We start from the raw sequence: 15106 nt of genomic DNA on the forward strand, positions 1-15106 counted from the left end.
GCTCGCGGCCCGATCAATGCAAACCGAACACCGCCACGCCGTTGGTCGCGCCCACATACACCTTGCCGCGCGCGATCATCGGCGTGATGAACTTGTTGCCCGCGCCCCATTGATCGCGCGTGCCGGCCTGATTGCTGTTGTACAACTCATGCGCGAGGTTGGTGGCGTCGTACGCGTGCAAGGCGCCGATCGTGCCGTTTTCCGCTGCCCAGACAATCGCATTGCTCGCGCCGTTCGCCGACACCGCCGGTGTGGCGCCCGGATAGGCGAAGGTGGTCGGGCTCTTCGACGCGGCCGTGGTGGCGAGGAATGCGCCGGTGATCGGCAACGCCTTCAGGTTGTCGCTAAGACCGCCGTAATAGACCACGCCGTTGTAATACGCGGGCGATCCCCAGATTCCGCCCGCGAGCGTGCCGATCAACTCCTGCCAGATATTGTTGGCCGTAGGACTGAATTTGCCCATCGAGTCGCGATCGACAACGTAGATATTGTTGTCTTTGCCGGCCGCCACGGCGAGGTGCTTGACTACGCCGCCCGCCGTGGTCTGATCCGGTAACACCATTACGCCGCCGGAGCCGAAATCGTTATCCGCGCTGGCTTCCGCCACGACATTGTCGAACGCGAAATAATCGGTGACCTGCAGGGTTCCTAACGAAAGCTTCATCAGCGAATTGCCGTAATCGCCGTCGACGGGGAAGCCCTGCGCGCTCAGTGTCGTGCCGAACGTGCCGTTGCCGTCCACCACGTAGATCGACGTGCCGTCCGAGGCCATACCTGAGCCGGCCATCCAGATCGATCCCTGACTGCCATTCGGGGTGATGTCGAGTGCACTGGTCTGTTTCAGCGTATCCGCGTTATAGGCCATCGCCCAGCCGGTATAAGCGCCCGACATGCAGTGCGCGGTCCAACCCATGTAGATGTTGCCGCCGACCAGCGTCAGCGCGGCACGCTCCGTATGCAGCGAGGGGTTGAATGTGATGACGCCGATGACACTGCCCGCGCCATTGCCCGGATAGGTGGCCGCAATCTCCGTCGGACCGCCGAGTACTTCGGCGCCGGTTGTCAGATCGAGTGCATGCAAACGATGATGGTAGCCGCCGCTGCCGTCCTTCGTCATAGCCACGGCGTACAGCACGCCGTTCGCGCCGCGGCTGCGGTCGATTACCGGTGTGGACGTAATGCCGATTTCAGGGGTGATGTCCTGACAGCCGTGGTCGTCGCTCGGCGTTTCGCCGCTGCCGATCAGCGAGACCTTCCACAATTGCGCGAAGGTGGTTGCGTCGTAGGCGTAGACGCTGTCGTGTTCCGTGACAACGTAGACCACGTCGTGCGCGACGCCGCCGATCGGAAGGCTCGTCACAAAGAGCGGCTGTCCATCGACTTTGCCGTCCGCGGCAAGAAATGCGACTTTGCCGAAGCTCGACGAGTTGACGTTCGTGAGCGTCAGCGTCGTTTCGGCGAGCATCTGGCCCGTGCGGCCGAGATCGTTGTGATGCATGAGGACGTCCGTGGCGAACGCGGCGGTGCTGCCTGTTCCAGTTGTGCCCCCGGTCGTGCCAGTGCTGCCGGATCCAGCGGTGCCGCCCGTTGAACCGGTGCTGCCCATCGTGCTGCCGGAGCCCGAGCCCGTGCCTGAGCCGGAGCCCGTGCCACCCGTCGTGCCGCTGCCGGTTCCTGAGCCCGTGCCGCTGCCGGTTCCCCCCGCCGACCCCGAAGCCGTTCCGGACGCCCCTCCCGAGCCGCCGCCGCATGAGACGAAACACGCGCTAATGACGAAAACCGCGGCCACCTCGCACGCGCTTGACCATAAGCTCTGCCTGGACGCACCAGCGCCGCGTTGCGGGATCAGCATGTTCGCCTCGTCGGTTAAACGATGCGCAGGTCAATGAGTCAGTCCGCACATCGGTGCGCGTCCTACGTCACGTCGCACGCCGCAGAAAGGGAGTTCGCCACGGGCGTCTCCCAGATCGCTGAACATGGATCACAGTTGCGGCAGACTAACCGTACCCCCTTTGCAAAACCGATTGTCGCCATCGTTTCGCGTCTCTCCGCCATACGTGACCAAGGTATGACGGAAACGCGATTTTACGGGCGCGAGGTCTACTCAGTAGTACGGATAGGGCGCATACATTACCGGCGGAGGCGCGTAATAGCGCGGCGGCGGAGCAACATATACCGGTTGCGGCGCATATGCAGGTTGAGGCGCGTAATAAGCCGGCATCTGCGGCTGGGAAATCGTGTTGCCCTTCGATGTCATGCACTGCGCGTAGGCGGCGTCGTAGCGCGCCTGCAAGCCGGCGGCCGAATACTGCGCGCCATTCGCGCCAGTCGCGCCGCCCAGCAGCAGGCCGCTGCCTGCGCCGATGGCCGCGCCGGCGCCGGGGTTGCCCGCAGCCGCGCCGAACAGCGCGCCGATAGCGGCACCGCCGAACGTGCCCAGGGCGGCGCTGTTGACGCTGTTCGTCGTCGCGCCCTGTGCCGCGTTCGCTGCGTCGCTGGAACGGTAAGCGTAATCGCGGCAGGCGAAGTCGTCCTGCTGGAACTGGCCAAGCGGCTCGCCGCTGCGCGGCAGCGCGACCACGCTCGGACCGCTCGGCGGAGCCACCGCGCAGCCGCCGAGCAACGCAAGGGCGACGGCACAGGCGGGTATCGCGAGCCGGATTGGTTTAATGCTTGAGATCATGTTGGCGCAGGTTCCGGGACATAGATTATTAAACCTTAGGCCAATCAACGCCACGGATGGTTACCAGATCGTTACGGAAAGTTCTCCACTTACATTTAAGCACGCGATTAGGGCTGCGCACAGCATGCCCGTGTTAGTCCGGTTACCAACTGTGACAAACCTTCTGCACGCTTTTGCGCCGGAAAAAATAAAGCCCTCACAATGGAGGGCTTCATTTCCTGCTACCGCTACAAACTTTGCCGCGACGCGCCGTTCGGATTGTTCAAACTACCGGGTCGCGTTCAAGTTTGCCGGCAATCTCACGCGAAGTTCTTAGCAGCGAATTCCCAGTTAGCGATGTTCCAGAACGCTTCAACAAACTTCGGACGCGCATTGCGATAGTCGATGTAGTACGCGTGTTCCCACACGTCGATCGTCAGCAGTGCCTTTGCGTCCGTGGTCAGCGGCGTAGCCGCGTTGCTCGTCGCCACCAGGTCGAGCGAACCGTCTGCCTTTTTCACCAGCCATGCCCAGCCCGAGCCGAACGTGCCGACTGCCGTCTTGGCGAACTCTTCCTTGAACTTGTCGAACGAACCCCACTTGGCGTTGATCGCGTCAGCCAGCGCACCGGTCGGCGCACCGCCACCTTGCGGCGACAGGCTGTTCCAGAAGAACGTGTGATTCCAGATTTGCGCAGCGTTATTGAAGACACCGCCCGAGGCCTTCTTGACGATCTCTTCGAGCGACAGGTTCTCGAATTCCGTGCCCTTGATCAGATTGTTCAGGTTGGTCACATAGGTCTGGTGGTGCTTGCCATAGTGAAACTCGAGCGTCTCTTCCGACATGTGCGGAACGAGTGCGTTTTTCGCGAACGGCAGCGGCGGGAGCGTATGTTCCATGGTGCTTTCCTTATATCTGTATCTGTTGTGGGGGAGTCTGCGGATAACGCTTTAGAGCATTCGATTGTAGGCGAGTTGGAATAACCCCGCAAACCAGCGGACTTTATGCCGGGCATCGGTAAACACGCTGTACATCTGCATAAAGAGAGTCACGCGCATGGGCCGTGCCTGGCCCATGCGCTGATCGAAATCATGCTTTCGACGGATGTCGGCGAAGTGTCAGAAACCGTCGGTGAGACGCGGTTGCACGTCGGCGAGCGCGATGTCCGCGGCGCCTTCGGCGAGATGCACGGTCAGACGCCGGCCGGGCTTCAACGACGACGGCGCACGCACCGCGCGGCCGCTCTGTGCGTCGAGCACCGCCGCATAACCGCGCTCGAGCGTGCGCTGCGGACTCAGCACTTCGAGCCGCCCGGCGAGCGTGGCGACGCGCGCCGTCCGGCGCTCATGCTGGCGTAACAATGCGGCGTCGAGGCGTTGCGAAAGGTTGCCGAGCTTCACCTGATGCGCGGCGAGATCAGGACGCCAGCGCTGCCAGCGCATCTGCAGTAGCGAAAAACGCGCTCGCGCGTCACGCACGGGGCGCGCACCCGCCGACGCCAGCCGCACGCTCAATTGCTGCAGATGGGTGCGCTGTCGCGCGAGGCGGTCGGCCGGCGACACGAGGCGGCGCGCCAGCCAGTCGAGCTGTTGCGCACGCCGCTCCATCATCCGGCCGAAGCCGCGCGCGAGCGTCGCATGCCGTTGATCGAGTTCGCGCAGCAACAGAACGCGCTGCGGGCTGACGAGTTCGGCGGCGCCGGTGGGCGTCGGCGCGCGCACGTCGGCGGCGAAATCGGCGATCGTGAAATCGGTTTCGTGACCGACGCCGCTCACCACCGGTATCGCGCTTTCCGCAATCGCGCGCGCAAGTATTTCTTCATTGAACGCCCACAAGTCTTCGATCGATCCGCCACCACGGCACACGATCAACACATCGACCTCACGCCGCGCGCTCGCGGCGTCGACCATCGCAGCGAGTTTGGCGCTCACGCCCACGCCCTGCACCGGCGCCGGATAGACGATCACCGGAATATGCGGCGCGCGCCGGCTCAACGTGGTCAGGACGTCGCGCAATGCGGCAGCCTGCAATGACGTAACGATGCCAATTGCGCGCGGATGGGCAGGCAATGCGCGTTTGCGTTCCGCGGCAAACAGGCCCTCCGCTTCGAGTTGCGCTTTCAGACGGAGAAACGCTTCGTAGAGACGCCCCTGCCCCGTCCTGCGCACCGCTTCGACATTGAGCTGCAGCTCACCGCGCGGCTCGTACATCGTCACCAGCGCGCGCACTTCAATGCGGTCGCCTTCGCGCGGTGTGAATTCGGCGTATTGCGCGCGACCGCGGAACATCACGCAGCGCATTTGCGCCTGCGCATCCTTGATCGAGAAATACCAATGGCCGCTCGCGGCGCGCGTGAAGTTCGACACTTCGCCCGCCACCCAGACGAGCGGAAACGAACGTTCGAGCATCGAGCCGATGGCGCGATTGAGCGCGGAAACGGGGACGACGACCTCGCCGCCAGGCGTGGCCGGCGACGCAAAAGGGCTTTCGGGATTCATGTGAGGAATATCTGTGACAGGCCGGACAGACGATAGACCGAGTGGCCACTAACGTCCAGCGCATCCGCTCAATTGTTAGAAGTGTCCACATGGCGGGACCTGCCAGACGATTCCCGCCAGCGCGCTTGCCAGATCGCGCGAATTCAAAGTATGTCGTTGATTTGTATGGATTTTATATCTCTTTAAAGAGAATGATTGCCGATACGGAGCGCACCGAACGGCCCTCTCGGGCCGTCGGATGGCAGGTTCTCCACAAAGTTATCCACAGGCTGGATACGCCATCGGAAGCCGCGGCGCGTCGCGCGGCGGCTGGTGCGTGACTTGCCGGGTAGCTCGCGTGCGCGCTAGAGTGGCGGGTTCGACGACATGCCGAACGCCACTGGCGCCCGGCATTACGGCACACTGCATGACGGCGCCAGATTGCGCCGCCGCTTCATTTTTCGACTGTCCGGAGAAACGCGTCGATGCTCGCCTTGTGTCTCGCGCCTAGCGCTTTCCCGCCGCCGTCCCGCCTCGGGGTGTGCCGTGCTTCGCCCGTTCCGGCTGCATGCCGATGAGCGCACTGAAAAACCGTCTCGAAGCCCGTTTTGCGCGGGAATGGCAACAGCGCGGCCCGCTCGCGTGGGCGCTGACTCCGTTCGCGTGCGTGTTCGGCGCAATCGCCGCCGCCCGCCGCGCCGCGTTTTCGCTCGGCTGGATCAAATCCGTGCGGATCGGCGTGCCGGTGGTGGTGGTCGGCAACGTGACCGTCGGCGGCACCGGCAAGACGCCTACGGTGATCGCGCTGGTGGAGGCCCTGCGCGCGGCCGGCTTCAAACCGGGCGTGGTGTCGCGCGGCTACGGCGCGCGCGTCAAGGTGCCGACGCCGGTCAAGTCCACCTCGCCGGCGAGCGTCGGCGGCGACGAGCCGCTGCTGATCGCGCGGCGCACCGGTGCGCCGGTGTGGGTCTGTCCGGATCGCGTCGCGGCGGCGCAGGCCTTGTGCGCCGCGCATCGCGAGGTCGACGTGATCGTCAGCGATGACGGCCTGCAACACTACCGCCTCGCACGCGACGTCGAACTGGTGGTCTTCGATCACCGGCTCGGCGGCAACGGTTTTCTCCTGCCGGCCGGTCCGCTGCGCGAGCCGCTGTCGCGGCATCGCGATGCGACACTGATCAACGACCCGTACGCCCGCACGCTGCCTCCATGGCCGAATACGTTCGCGCTGCAACTCGCCCCGGCCGACGCCTGGCATCTCGACAACCCCGGCCTGCGCCGTCCGCTTGCGCAATTCAGCGGCGATCGCGTGCTGGCCGCGGCCGGAATCGGCGCCCCGGAGCGTTTTTTTGCGACCTTGCGCGCCGCCGGTCTTACGCCCGCCACCCGCGCGCTGCCGGATCACTATGCGTTCGAGCGCAATCCTTTTACCGAAGTGGACGCCGATGCCATCCTGATAACAGAAAAGGATGCGGTAAAATTAGGGTCCTGGCACGATGCGCGCATCTGGGTTGTTCCCGTCGAAGCCGCGCTCGATCATCGCCTCATTGCATTAGTTGTGGAGAAAGTCCGTGGACGCTCGCCTGCTTGAAATTCTCGTCTGCCCGATCTGCAAGGGCCCGCTTAGCTACGACCGTTCCGCACAGGAGCTGATCTGCAATGCCGACAAGCTCGCCTATCCGATCCGCGACGGCATTCCCGTGATGCTGGTCGACGAGGCGCGCCAGACCGTGGAGGGGACGCCCGTGGACCTGAATCCGGGTTCGGTCGCCTGAGCGCGTTCGCTCGGGCCGCTGCATTCCGAACGAAGGTGAAGGCTCTGCATTAGCGTATCCGCACTACGTTTCCCCCATCATTTCCAGTCTGCGCTTGCGTCCAGTAGCAGACGCTTTCTTCAGGCTTCATCGCCGCCCGTCTTCCGATGACCCACGCCAACGCCACCACTCCTCCGTTCATCGCCGTCGTGCCGGCCCGGCTCGCTTCGACGCGTCTGCCTAACAAGCCGCTCGCCGACATCGGCGGCAAGCCGATGGTGGTACGGGTTGCCGAGCGCGCGCGCGAGTCGGGCGCACAGCAGGTGCTGATCGCCTCCGACGCCCAGGCGGTGCTGGACGTGGCCCGCGAGCACGGCTTCGAAGCCGTGCTGACGCGTGCCGATCATCCGTCGGGCACCGACCGTCTCGCGGAAGTGGCGGCCCAGTTCGGCTGGAGCGATGAGACCATCGTGGTGAACGTGCAGGGCGACGAGCCCCTGATCGATCCGGCGCTGGTGTGCGGCGTTGCGTCGCACCTCGCGGCCAGCCAGGGTTGCGCGATCGCCACCGCCGCTCACCCGATCACCGATCCCGCGGAAATTTTTAACCCGAACGTCGTGAAGGTCGTGCTCGACGCGCGCGGCGTCGCGCTGTATTTCTCGCGCGCAGCGATTCCGTGGGCGCGCGACGCGTACCAGGCTCACTGGCCCAACGTCGCTTCGATGCCTACGCCGCCGGCGCCCGCGGTGGTCCATCGGCATATCGGCCTGTACGCCTATCGCGCCCAGTTCCTGCGCACTTATCCGAGTCTCGCAATCTCGCCGATCGAGCAGGCTGAAGCGCTGGAACAGTTACGCGCGATGTGGCACGGCGAGCGCATCGCGGTGCTCGTCACCCAGGACGTACCGCTGCCCGGCGTCGATACACCTGCTGATCTCGCACGCGTACGGGCTTTATTCGGGTCTTGAGCGGAAAAACCCATGGCATAATCGGACGGTTGTGCGCACCTCCCGTACAAGCGAGAACCAGGGTTTGCACCCGGTCGCGCCGTCTTCGCCTTGCAGCGCCGTCGTTGTCGACGTGCAGCGCGAGGCTCCCAACGGCAGTCGACGCGGTCCCTTGGGCGAATCGCGGGATGGCAGCAGCGCCGCCAAAGAATTCACATAGATCTGGAGATATCGCATGCGTTTGATCCTTTTGGGTGCGCCCGGAGCGGGTAAGGGCACTCAGGCAAACTTCATCAAGGAAAAGTTCGGCATTCCGCAAATTTCCACCGGCGACATGCTGCGTGCGGCCGTCAAGGCAGGCACGCCGCTCGGCATTGAAGCCAAGCGCTTCATGGATGCCGGTGAACTGGTCACGGACGAACTGATCATCAATCTGGTGAAAGAACGCCTGCAGCAGCCGGACTGCGCGAACGGCTACCTGTTCGACGGTTTTCCGCGCACGCTGCCGCAAGCCGAAGCAATGAAGCAGGCTGGCGTCGCGATCGACTACGTGCTGGAAATCGACGTGCCGTTCGACGAGATCATTCTGCGTATGAGCGGCCGCCGCTCGCATGCTGCCTCGGGCCGTACGTACCACGTCAAGTTCAACCCGCCGAAGGTCGAAGGTGTGGATGACGTGACGGGCGAGCCGCTGATCCAGCGTGAAGACGACAAGGAAGAAACCGTCAAGAAGCGCCTGGATGTATACGTTGCGCAAACCAAGCCACTAATCGAGTACTACAACAACTGGGCGAAAAACGGCGATCCGTCGACCAGCCTTAAAGCGCCGGAATATCGCCGCATTTTGGGCCTCGGCACGGTCGATGAAATTCGCGACCGCGCGCTCGATGCATTGAAGTAATTCTGCGCCTGCCCGCGTGTATGGCTGCCAAAAACCCGCCTGTTCCGGCGGGTTTTTTATTGTCTGGCGCTCTCACACCAGCATTAATTAGCCATCCTTGCGGTTTTCCACCGCCAAATCCCGGCACCCTGCCCCTCTGCGTTGGCGCACCGCGCTTTCCGCATTGCAGCATAGCCGCTACAATCGATTCATCGAAAAGATATTCGATCCAGACATGACTGAACTAAAGCAAAGGAGATGACATGGAGATTCGTGACAATGTATTCCTGATCACCGGCGGTGCATCAGGGCTCGGCGCAGCCACGGCGCGCCTCTTAGTCGAGAACGGCGGCAAGGTGGTGCTCGCCGACCTGAACGTGGACGCTGGCGAGGCGCTCGCGAAAGAACTCGGCGGCGTGTTCGTCAAGTGCGATGTGAGCCGCGAGGACGACGCCACGCAAGCGGTCGAAGCCGCTACCAAACTCGGCACGCTGCGCGGTCTCGTCAATTGCGCGGGCGTCGCGCCTGCAGTCAAGACCGTCGGCAAAGATGGACCGCATCCGCTCGATTCCTTTGCGCGCACCATCTCGATCAACCTGATCGGCACCTTCAACATGATCCGACTCGCCGCCGCGGCGATGTCGAAGAACGAACCGAACGCGAATGGCGAGCGTGGCGTGATCATCAACACGGCGTCCGTGGCCGCCTATGACGGGCAAATCGGCCAGGCAGCCTATGCGGCATCCAAGGGCGGCGTGGTCGGCATGACGTTGCCGATCGCGCGCGACCTGTCGCGCAACGCGATCCGCGTAATGACAATCGCGCCGGGCATCTTCGAAACGCCTATGTTGCTCGGCATGCCGCAGGAAGTGCAGGACGCGCTCGGCGCGATGGTGCCGTTCCCGCCGCGTCTGGGCAAGCCAGCCGAGTATGCAATGCTCGCCAAGCAGATCTTCGACAATCCGATGCTCAACGGTGAAGTGATTCGCCTCGATGGCGCCATCCGGATGCAGCCGAAGTAAATCCACGCTTGCGTGGCCTGCGTAACGCGCGGCCGCGGCAAATAAAAACGCCTGCGCATGAAATCATGGGCAGGCGTTCTGTTTTTACGCGCGAGCGTTTTCAGTCGCGGTCGTCGAGTTGGGTGCGTTGACGCAGTTCATGCAGTTGCGACTCCACGACCGTCGCGTCTTCGGCATCCGGCCGGTCGCCGAGATAACGCTCGAGATCTTCCAGCGCCGGGCGCAGGTAATCGAGCCGCGCATAGGCGAAGCCGCGATCGCGCACTTCCTCGATACTCTCCGGCAGCAGAATCACGAGACGCTGCTGGACGGCCAGCAGGCGCTGCCAGCGTTCCGTCTGAAGATAAGTGGATTTCAGATTGCGCAGCATACGGGCGATGATCTCGCGCCGCGTGGCGGGCTGCAGCAACATACGCAACGCCCTGCTCACCGATTCCCCCGCCGACGCCACATACGGCTCCAGCATCTCCACCATCTCCGATTCGGAGAGCGAATGCCCGCTGGTCGGATCGAGCATGACGTCGCCGTCGGGGGTTGTCACGCGCAGCAGAAAGTGGCCGGGAAATGACACGCCACGCACCGGAATGCCGATCTGCTCGGCCATCTCCAGATACAGCACGGCCAGCGAAATGGGAATGCCGCGACGCCGCTTGACCACCACGTTCAGATGGCTATTGTCGGGATCGTAATAATCGTTGAGGTTGCTGGCAAAGCCCAGCTCGCGAAAGAAAAACCGGTTCAGGATGCCGACTTTCTGCCGGATATCCGCGTTGTCCGGCATGCGGCGTTGCAGGCGCACCACCAGTTCGTCGATCTCGGCCAGCGTGCCTTGCAGATCGAGGTCCGGATAAGCATCCTGCGCGAGCGAGAGCGCCGCCTCGGTCAGCGGCAGGCTGTCGTCTTCCGCGACGAGCGTGCTGAAATAGTCGAGAACCCGCGTCATCGTGATCACTTCACTCGCCTTTTGAAATACGCGTACTTGAAGCCCATCAGCCAAAGCATACCGAAATATAGCGCGGCAAACAGAACGAGACACGCACCGAGCAACGCGATGCGGTCGAACGGCCGGCTATGCATGCCGATCCAGTCGAAGCTGATTGCGAGCCAATGCATGACGCCCGCCAGCACCAGGCAGGCGCCGAGCAGCTGCACGAAGAATTTCATCCAGCCGGCCGACGGCATATAAATGCCGCGCTTGCGCAAGCCGAGGAACAACAGCAGTGCATTAACGCACGCACCGAGCCCGACGCTCAGCGTGAGGCCCGCGTGCGCGAAGATCGGCACGAACAGATAGTTGCTCAATTGCGTGACGATCAGCACGCCGACACCGATCTTCACCGGCGTCTTGATGTCCTGCTTCGCGTAGAAACCGGGCGCGAGGATCTTGATCAGAATCAGGCCAATCAGGCCGATGCCATATGCCGACAGCGCGCGGCCAACCATCACCACCGAATTGCCGTCGAACTTGCCGTAGTGGAACAGGGTGGCTGTCAGCGGCTGCGCGAAGAAGAACAACGCGATCGCACTCGGCGCGGCCAGCAGGAATGTGACGCGCAAACCCCAGTCCAGCAGCGACGAATATTCGTGCGGGTCCGCGTCCACGTGTGCTTTCGACAGACTCGGCAGCAGGATCGTGCCGAGCGCGACGCCCAGCAGCGCGGTAGGGAACTCCATCAGCCGGTCAGCATAGTTGATCCACGACACTGCGCCGGGGCCGATGCGCGAGGCAATATTGGTGTTGATGATCAGGCTGATCTGCGCGACCGAAACGGCGAACATCGCCGGCACCATCTTCGAGAGGACCCGCTTCACGCCGCGATGCGCGAGCGCCTTGAGCGGATTCAGGCCGATGCGCGGCAGCATGTCGATCTTCTTCAGACCGGGCAACTGCACGATGAATTGCAGCACGCCGCCGGCAATCACCGCCCACGCGAGCGCGTAGACCGGCGTTTGCATATGCGGCGCGACGAACACCGCTGCAACAATGAACGCGACATTCAGCAGGACTGGCGCGAACGCGGGCAGCGAAAAGTTCTTGTACGTATTCAGCACGCCCGACGCCAGCGACGTCAGCGAGATGAAAATGATGTACGGGAACATGATGCGCGTCATCGTGACCGCGAGCGCATAGGCCTGGCCTTCATGCGCCAGACCAGACGCGACGACGAACACCACGCCTGAAGCGCCCACCACGCCGATCACCGACATGACCGCCAGCGCCCAGGCCAGCACCGTGGAGGTGGCGTCGACCAGCGCCTTGGTGGCGTCATGGCCTTGCTGGTTCTTGAACTCGGCGAGAATCGGCACGAAGGCCTGGGAGAACGCACCTTCGGCGGAGATCCGCCGCAGCAGGTTCGGTATGCGGAAGGCGACGTAAAACGCGTCAGTGAATTGACTGGCGCCGAACGCACGAGCGATCAGCGTTTCGCGGGCCAGTCCGGTCACGCGCGACAGCAGCGTGAAGCCGCTGACCGTCAGCAGGGCTCGGAATAGATTCATGGGGCGCTTATTATACGGGTGCCGCAGGTGCGGACGACGAGCCGGAACGCGAATCGGACCGATTTGCGCTGCGGACGTTCGCTCCGATCGCGTCGATCGCGCCATTTTTTTGTTGCTTGCGGTGCGCCCGGCTCGGGCGTGACGACAGCGCCGGCGCGGTCGTGGCGCCCCGCAGCTTACGGAACGAAAGACTACGCAAGCCGAGCCACCACATCGCGACGGGCGATTGCCCGTTGCCACGTGCCTGATTTTGTTGCTATAATCGCCGGTTTCGAAGCTCGCTCAATTTTCGGACAGTGTTTGGACGAGGCTCAGGTCGGCACCCAGTTGCCACCCACAGCCACCCACATCCTCGAAACACCCCCGAACACGAGCCCGCCTTCGCGTCGTTCGATCGATTCATTCGACACTTTTTGCGCTCTTGGGCAATCGCTTCCAAGAGTTCGGATCTAAAAGCAGCACCTCACCACTTGAAGGTCAGGTACTGGAAACAGGAACAGGATAAGGAACCGTCATGGCTAACTCCGCACAAGCACGCAAGCGCGCCCGCCAGGCCGCCAAGGCAAACTCGCACAACTCGGCACTGCGCTCGAAGTTCCGCACGGCAATCAAGGCTGTCCGCAAGGCAATCGAAGCCGGCGACAAGGCTAAGGCCGTCGAAATCTTCCAGGCGTCGTCGAAGACCATCGACATCATCGCCGACAAGAAAATCGTTCACAAGAACAAGGCCGCTCGTAACAAGAGCCGTCTCGCTGCAGCCCTCAAGGGTCTGCAAGCGCCCGCAGCGCAGTAATTCCGGTCAGCCCGCTTCGGTGGGCTACCTCCTGTTTCCGCTGCACCAGAAAAGCTCGCCTCGGCGGGCTTTTTTGCTTCGCACCGACAGATCCGCACAGTAGCCCGCGGCTCGGCGCGCACGTGCGCGCAGGTGATTGGCGGGCCGCACACTGAGGCCTCCGCCCCGTTCATAAAAAAACCCGCTGCTTGCGGGTTTTTTTACTTTTGGCGATCCAGCCGGTTTGCGCTATATCACGTGTCTTTTGGCTTGCGGCGCGGCATGCTCGAGTTCCAACTCACACGCCTCCGTCACGAGGAGATCGTTGTCTTTCGCGAAGTTGAGAACGAAATCGAAGGCCATCGGCTCGATGTCGCGCAATCGCGAATCGAGAATCACGCACTTGAGGTCCCCAATCATAGTTGGCCGGACGTACAGCGAGTACTGAAGGTACGCGTTTGGCCCCCTGCCGCCCGGGCTGGGGCCGAAGCATGACATCACGCCTGCGAGCCGCTCCGACCAATCGCTCGGTCGAAACTTTTTCCCGTTCGAGGTGATGCCCTGAATGAAGTATTCGGTTGGAGCTGCTTCGGCCATGTAGGGATACCTGTGTGACTGCCCAGCAAGATGACGGCAAAGCGGACGAAAAGGCTCTGGGTTGCCTGAACACGTCACACACGCCGCTTTGGCGAGCTGCACCACCACAGATCGGGCAGGCAGGCTGAGCTGCTATGGCGATCGTCATGACGGCGCACCGCGAGGAAACTTTCTCCCGGCGCGCGAGCCGTGTCCCGCAAGCAGAATACCGGCCTGCTGGGTTTGGGATAACCCGTAGATTATAGCGCAGCGGACCTTTTTCCGCACCGCACACAAGCTCTGTCCAACGGTTCGGCGAGGCTTTCATACGCCATGCACGCCCTTTCGGCCGACTCGTCAAACGGGGCAAAATCCTTTATGCTGCATTGAGTTACCACAAACGACGGCGGCGCCGTCCGGCAATCCTGCCGGGTGAGACCGCCGTATTTGTTTCATGACCGCCAAGAAAATTCGCCACTACCTGCAGTTCAAGGATTTCTCGCTGGAAGACTACGAGTACGTACTGGAGCGCGCGCGCATTCTGAAGCGCAAGTTCAAGAACTACGAGACTTACCATCCGCTGCACGACCGCACGCTCGCGATGATCTTCGAGAAAAACTCGACTCGCACGCGCCTGTCGTTCGAAGCCGGCATATTCCAGCTCGGCGGCCATGCTGTATTCATGAGCACGCGCGACACGCAACTTGGCCGCGGCGAACCGATTGAAGACGCAGCGCAGGTGATCTCGCGCATGGTCGACATCATCATGATCCGCACGTTCGGCCAGGACATCATTCAGCTCTTCGCCAAAAATTCGCGCGTGCCGGTGATCAACGGGCTCACCAACGAGTATCACCCGTGCCAGGTATTGGCGGACATTTTCACGTACTTCGAGCACCGCGGACCGATTCGCGACAGGACAGTCGCGTGGGTCGGCGACGCCAATAACATGCTGTACACCTGGATCGAAGCTGCACAGATTCTCGGCTTCAAGCTGCGCCTGTCCACGCCGCCGGGTTACAAGCTCGACCACGCAATGGTCGCTGCCGAAAGCGCGCCGTTCTATCAGGAATTCGACGATCCGAACGAGGCCTGCGCCGGTGCCGATCTGGTCACCACAGACGTGTGGACCAGCATGGGTTTCGAGGCCGAAAACGAAGCGCGCAAGACAGCCTTCGCAGACTGGTGTGTCGACACCGACATGATGGCGCGCGCCAAACCCGATGCGCTCTTCATGCACTGTTTGCCTGCTCACCGCGGCGAGGAAGTCAGCGCGGATGTGATCGACGGGTCGCAAAGCGTCGTATGGGACGAGGCGGAAAACCGTCTGCATGTGCAAAAGGCCTTGATGGAATACCTGCTGCTCGGCAAGCTGAATCACTGAGCTGAGCCGCTTCGCAGCATCTGCGTGAGCGCGACGGGGCCTTGAATACGAGGCAAGGCATCCACGATTCGCGCCACGCAACTCGCTGCAATCGGCCACGGCCCGCAACGGTATGCGGGTCTGGCTATTCCGC

General features: G+C 62.5%; 14 protein-coding genes. 7 read left to right on the top strand and 7 right to left on the bottom strand.

Translation table 11 applies throughout. The features are described 5' to 3' along the window. Window positions 1-13: 13 nt before the first annotated feature. The 4 genes from PQR27_RS16985 to xseA form a co-directional block, all read right to left on the bottom strand. Window positions 14-1852, bottom strand: coding sequence for a PQQ-binding-like beta-propeller repeat protein (locus PQR27_RS16985; RefSeq protein ID WP_408524730.1), 1839 nt, complete (start codon window positions 1850-1852; stop codon window positions 14-16). Window positions 1853-2104: 252 nt separating this feature from the next. Continuing rightward, window positions 2105-2683: a glycine zipper family protein gene (locus PQR27_RS16990; RefSeq protein ID WP_408524731.1), complete on the bottom strand. Its 579-nt coding sequence runs from the start codon at window positions 2681-2683 to the stop codon at window positions 2105-2107. Between the two features lie 299 nt (window positions 2684-2982). Further along, complete coding sequence (gene sodB, locus PQR27_RS16995) at window positions 2983-3561, bottom strand: superoxide dismutase [Fe] (protein ID WP_408524732.1); 579 nt, start codon at window positions 3559-3561, stop codon at window positions 2983-2985. 219 nt (window positions 3562-3780) lie between these two features. Then, entirely contained in the window at window positions 3781-5160 is a 1380-nt protein-coding gene (gene xseA / locus PQR27_RS17000; RefSeq protein WP_408524733.1) for an exodeoxyribonuclease VII large subunit, read from the bottom strand. A gap of 553 nt (window positions 5161-5713) precedes the next feature. On the opposite strand from xseA, the gene lpxK reads away from it, so the two are divergent. The 5 genes from lpxK (at window position 5714) to PQR27_RS17025 (ending at window position 9742) form a co-directional block, all read left to right on the top strand. Beyond that, a complete protein-coding gene (lpxK, locus tag PQR27_RS17005; RefSeq protein WP_408524734.1) occupies window positions 5714-6730 on the top strand; it encodes a tetraacyldisaccharide 4'-kinase in 1017 nt (338 codons plus the stop codon). Continuing rightward, complete coding sequence (locus tag PQR27_RS17010) at window positions 6711-6914, top strand: Trm112 family protein (RefSeq protein WP_006050060.1); 204 nt, start codon at window positions 6711-6713, stop codon at window positions 6912-6914. Before lpxK ends, PQR27_RS17010 begins: the two co-directional genes overlap by 20 nt. Window positions 6915-7060: 146 nt before the next feature. Beyond that, window positions 7061-7861, top strand: coding sequence for a 3-deoxy-manno-octulosonate cytidylyltransferase (kdsB, locus tag PQR27_RS17015; protein ID WP_408524735.1), 801 nt, complete (start codon window positions 7061-7063; stop codon window positions 7859-7861). A 214-nt stretch (window positions 7862-8075) separates the two neighbouring features. Then, window positions 8076-8741 (top strand): adenylate kinase, encoded by a 666-nt coding sequence (adk, locus tag PQR27_RS17020; RefSeq protein WP_408524736.1) that lies wholly within the window; start codon window positions 8076-8078, stop codon window positions 8739-8741. Between the two features lie 242 nt (window positions 8742-8983). Further along, a complete protein-coding gene (locus tag PQR27_RS17025; protein ID WP_408524737.1) occupies window positions 8984-9742 on the top strand; it encodes a 3-hydroxyacyl-CoA dehydrogenase in 759 nt (252 codons plus the stop codon). A 100-nt stretch (window positions 9743-9842) separates the two neighbouring features. Here PQR27_RS17025 and PQR27_RS17030 read toward each other — a convergent pair whose 3' ends face one another. Beyond that, the gene (locus PQR27_RS17030) at window positions 9843-10685 is read right to left on the bottom strand and encodes a SirB1 family protein (protein WP_408525512.1); all 843 of its coding nucleotides are present in this window, start codon (window positions 10683-10685) and stop codon (window positions 9843-9845) included. A 5-nt stretch (window positions 10686-10690) separates the two neighbouring features. Continuing rightward, the gene (gene murJ / locus PQR27_RS17035) at window positions 10691-12241 is read right to left on the bottom strand and encodes a murein biosynthesis integral membrane protein MurJ (protein WP_408524738.1); all 1551 of its coding nucleotides are present in this window, start codon (window positions 12239-12241) and stop codon (window positions 10691-10693) included. Between the two features lie 514 nt (window positions 12242-12755). On the opposite strand from murJ, the gene rpsT reads away from it, so the two are divergent. After that, window positions 12756-13034, top strand: a complete 279-nt coding sequence (gene rpsT / locus PQR27_RS17040; protein ID WP_054034306.1) for a 30S ribosomal protein S20 — start codon at window positions 12756-12758, stop codon at window positions 13032-13034. A gap of 228 nt (window positions 13035-13262) precedes the next feature. Here rpsT and PQR27_RS17045 read toward each other — a convergent pair whose 3' ends face one another. Further along, window positions 13263-13610 (bottom strand): DUF3579 domain-containing protein, encoded by a 348-nt coding sequence (locus tag PQR27_RS17045; RefSeq protein ID WP_408524739.1) that lies wholly within the window; start codon window positions 13608-13610, stop codon window positions 13263-13265. 433 nt (window positions 13611-14043) lie between these two features. On the opposite strand from PQR27_RS17045, the gene argF reads away from it, so the two are divergent. Beyond that, window positions 14044-14973, top strand: coding sequence for an ornithine carbamoyltransferase (gene argF / locus PQR27_RS17050; RefSeq protein ID WP_408524740.1), 930 nt, complete (start codon window positions 14044-14046; stop codon window positions 14971-14973). Window positions 14974-15106 lie beyond the last annotated feature (133 nt).

Source organism: Paraburkholderia fungorum, assembly GCF_046027215.1.
GTDB lineage: Bacteria > Pseudomonadota > Gammaproteobacteria > Burkholderiales > Burkholderiaceae > Paraburkholderia > Paraburkholderia fungorum_D.

Excerpts from the sequence above, each read along its gene's own strand:
- PQR27_RS16985 (WP_408524730.1), bottom strand. The coding sequence starts at position 1,852 with ATGCTGATCCCGCAACGCGGCGCTGGTGCGTCCAGGCAGAGCTTATGG.
- PQR27_RS16990 (WP_408524731.1), bottom strand. The coding sequence starts at position 2,683 with ATGATCTCAAGCATTAAACCAATCCGGCTCGCGATACCCGCCTGTGCC.
- sodB (WP_408524732.1), bottom strand. The coding sequence starts at position 3,561 with ATGGAACATACGCTCCCGCCGCTGCCGTTCGCGAAAAACGCACTCGTT.
- xseA (WP_408524733.1), bottom strand. The coding sequence starts at position 5,160 with ATGAATCCCGAAAGCCCTTTTGCGTCGCCGGCCACGCCTGGCGGCGAG.
- lpxK (WP_408524734.1), top strand. The coding sequence starts at position 5,714 with ATGAGCGCACTGAAAAACCGTCTCGAAGCCCGTTTTGCGCGGGAATGG.
- kdsB (WP_408524735.1), top strand. The coding sequence starts at position 7,061 with ATGACCCACGCCAACGCCACCACTCCTCCGTTCATCGCCGTCGTGCCG.
- adk (WP_408524736.1), top strand. The coding sequence starts at position 8,076 with ATGCGTTTGATCCTTTTGGGTGCGCCCGGAGCGGGTAAGGGCACTCAG.
- PQR27_RS17025 (WP_408524737.1), top strand. The coding sequence starts at position 8,984 with ATGGAGATTCGTGACAATGTATTCCTGATCACCGGCGGTGCATCAGGG.
- PQR27_RS17030 (WP_408525512.1), bottom strand. The coding sequence starts at position 10,685 with ATGACGCGGGTTCTCGACTATTTCAGCACGCTCGTCGCGGAAGACGAC.
- murJ (WP_408524738.1), bottom strand. The coding sequence starts at position 12,241 with ATGAATCTATTCCGAGCCCTGCTGACGGTCAGCGGCTTCACGCTGCTG.
- rpsT (WP_054034306.1), top strand. The coding sequence starts at position 12,756 with ATGGCTAACTCCGCACAAGCACGCAAGCGCGCCCGCCAGGCCGCCAAG.
- PQR27_RS17045 (WP_408524739.1), bottom strand. The coding sequence starts at position 13,610 with ATGGCCGAAGCAGCTCCAACCGAATACTTCATTCAGGGCATCACCTCG.
- argF (WP_408524740.1), top strand. The coding sequence starts at position 14,044 with ATGACCGCCAAGAAAATTCGCCACTACCTGCAGTTCAAGGATTTCTCG.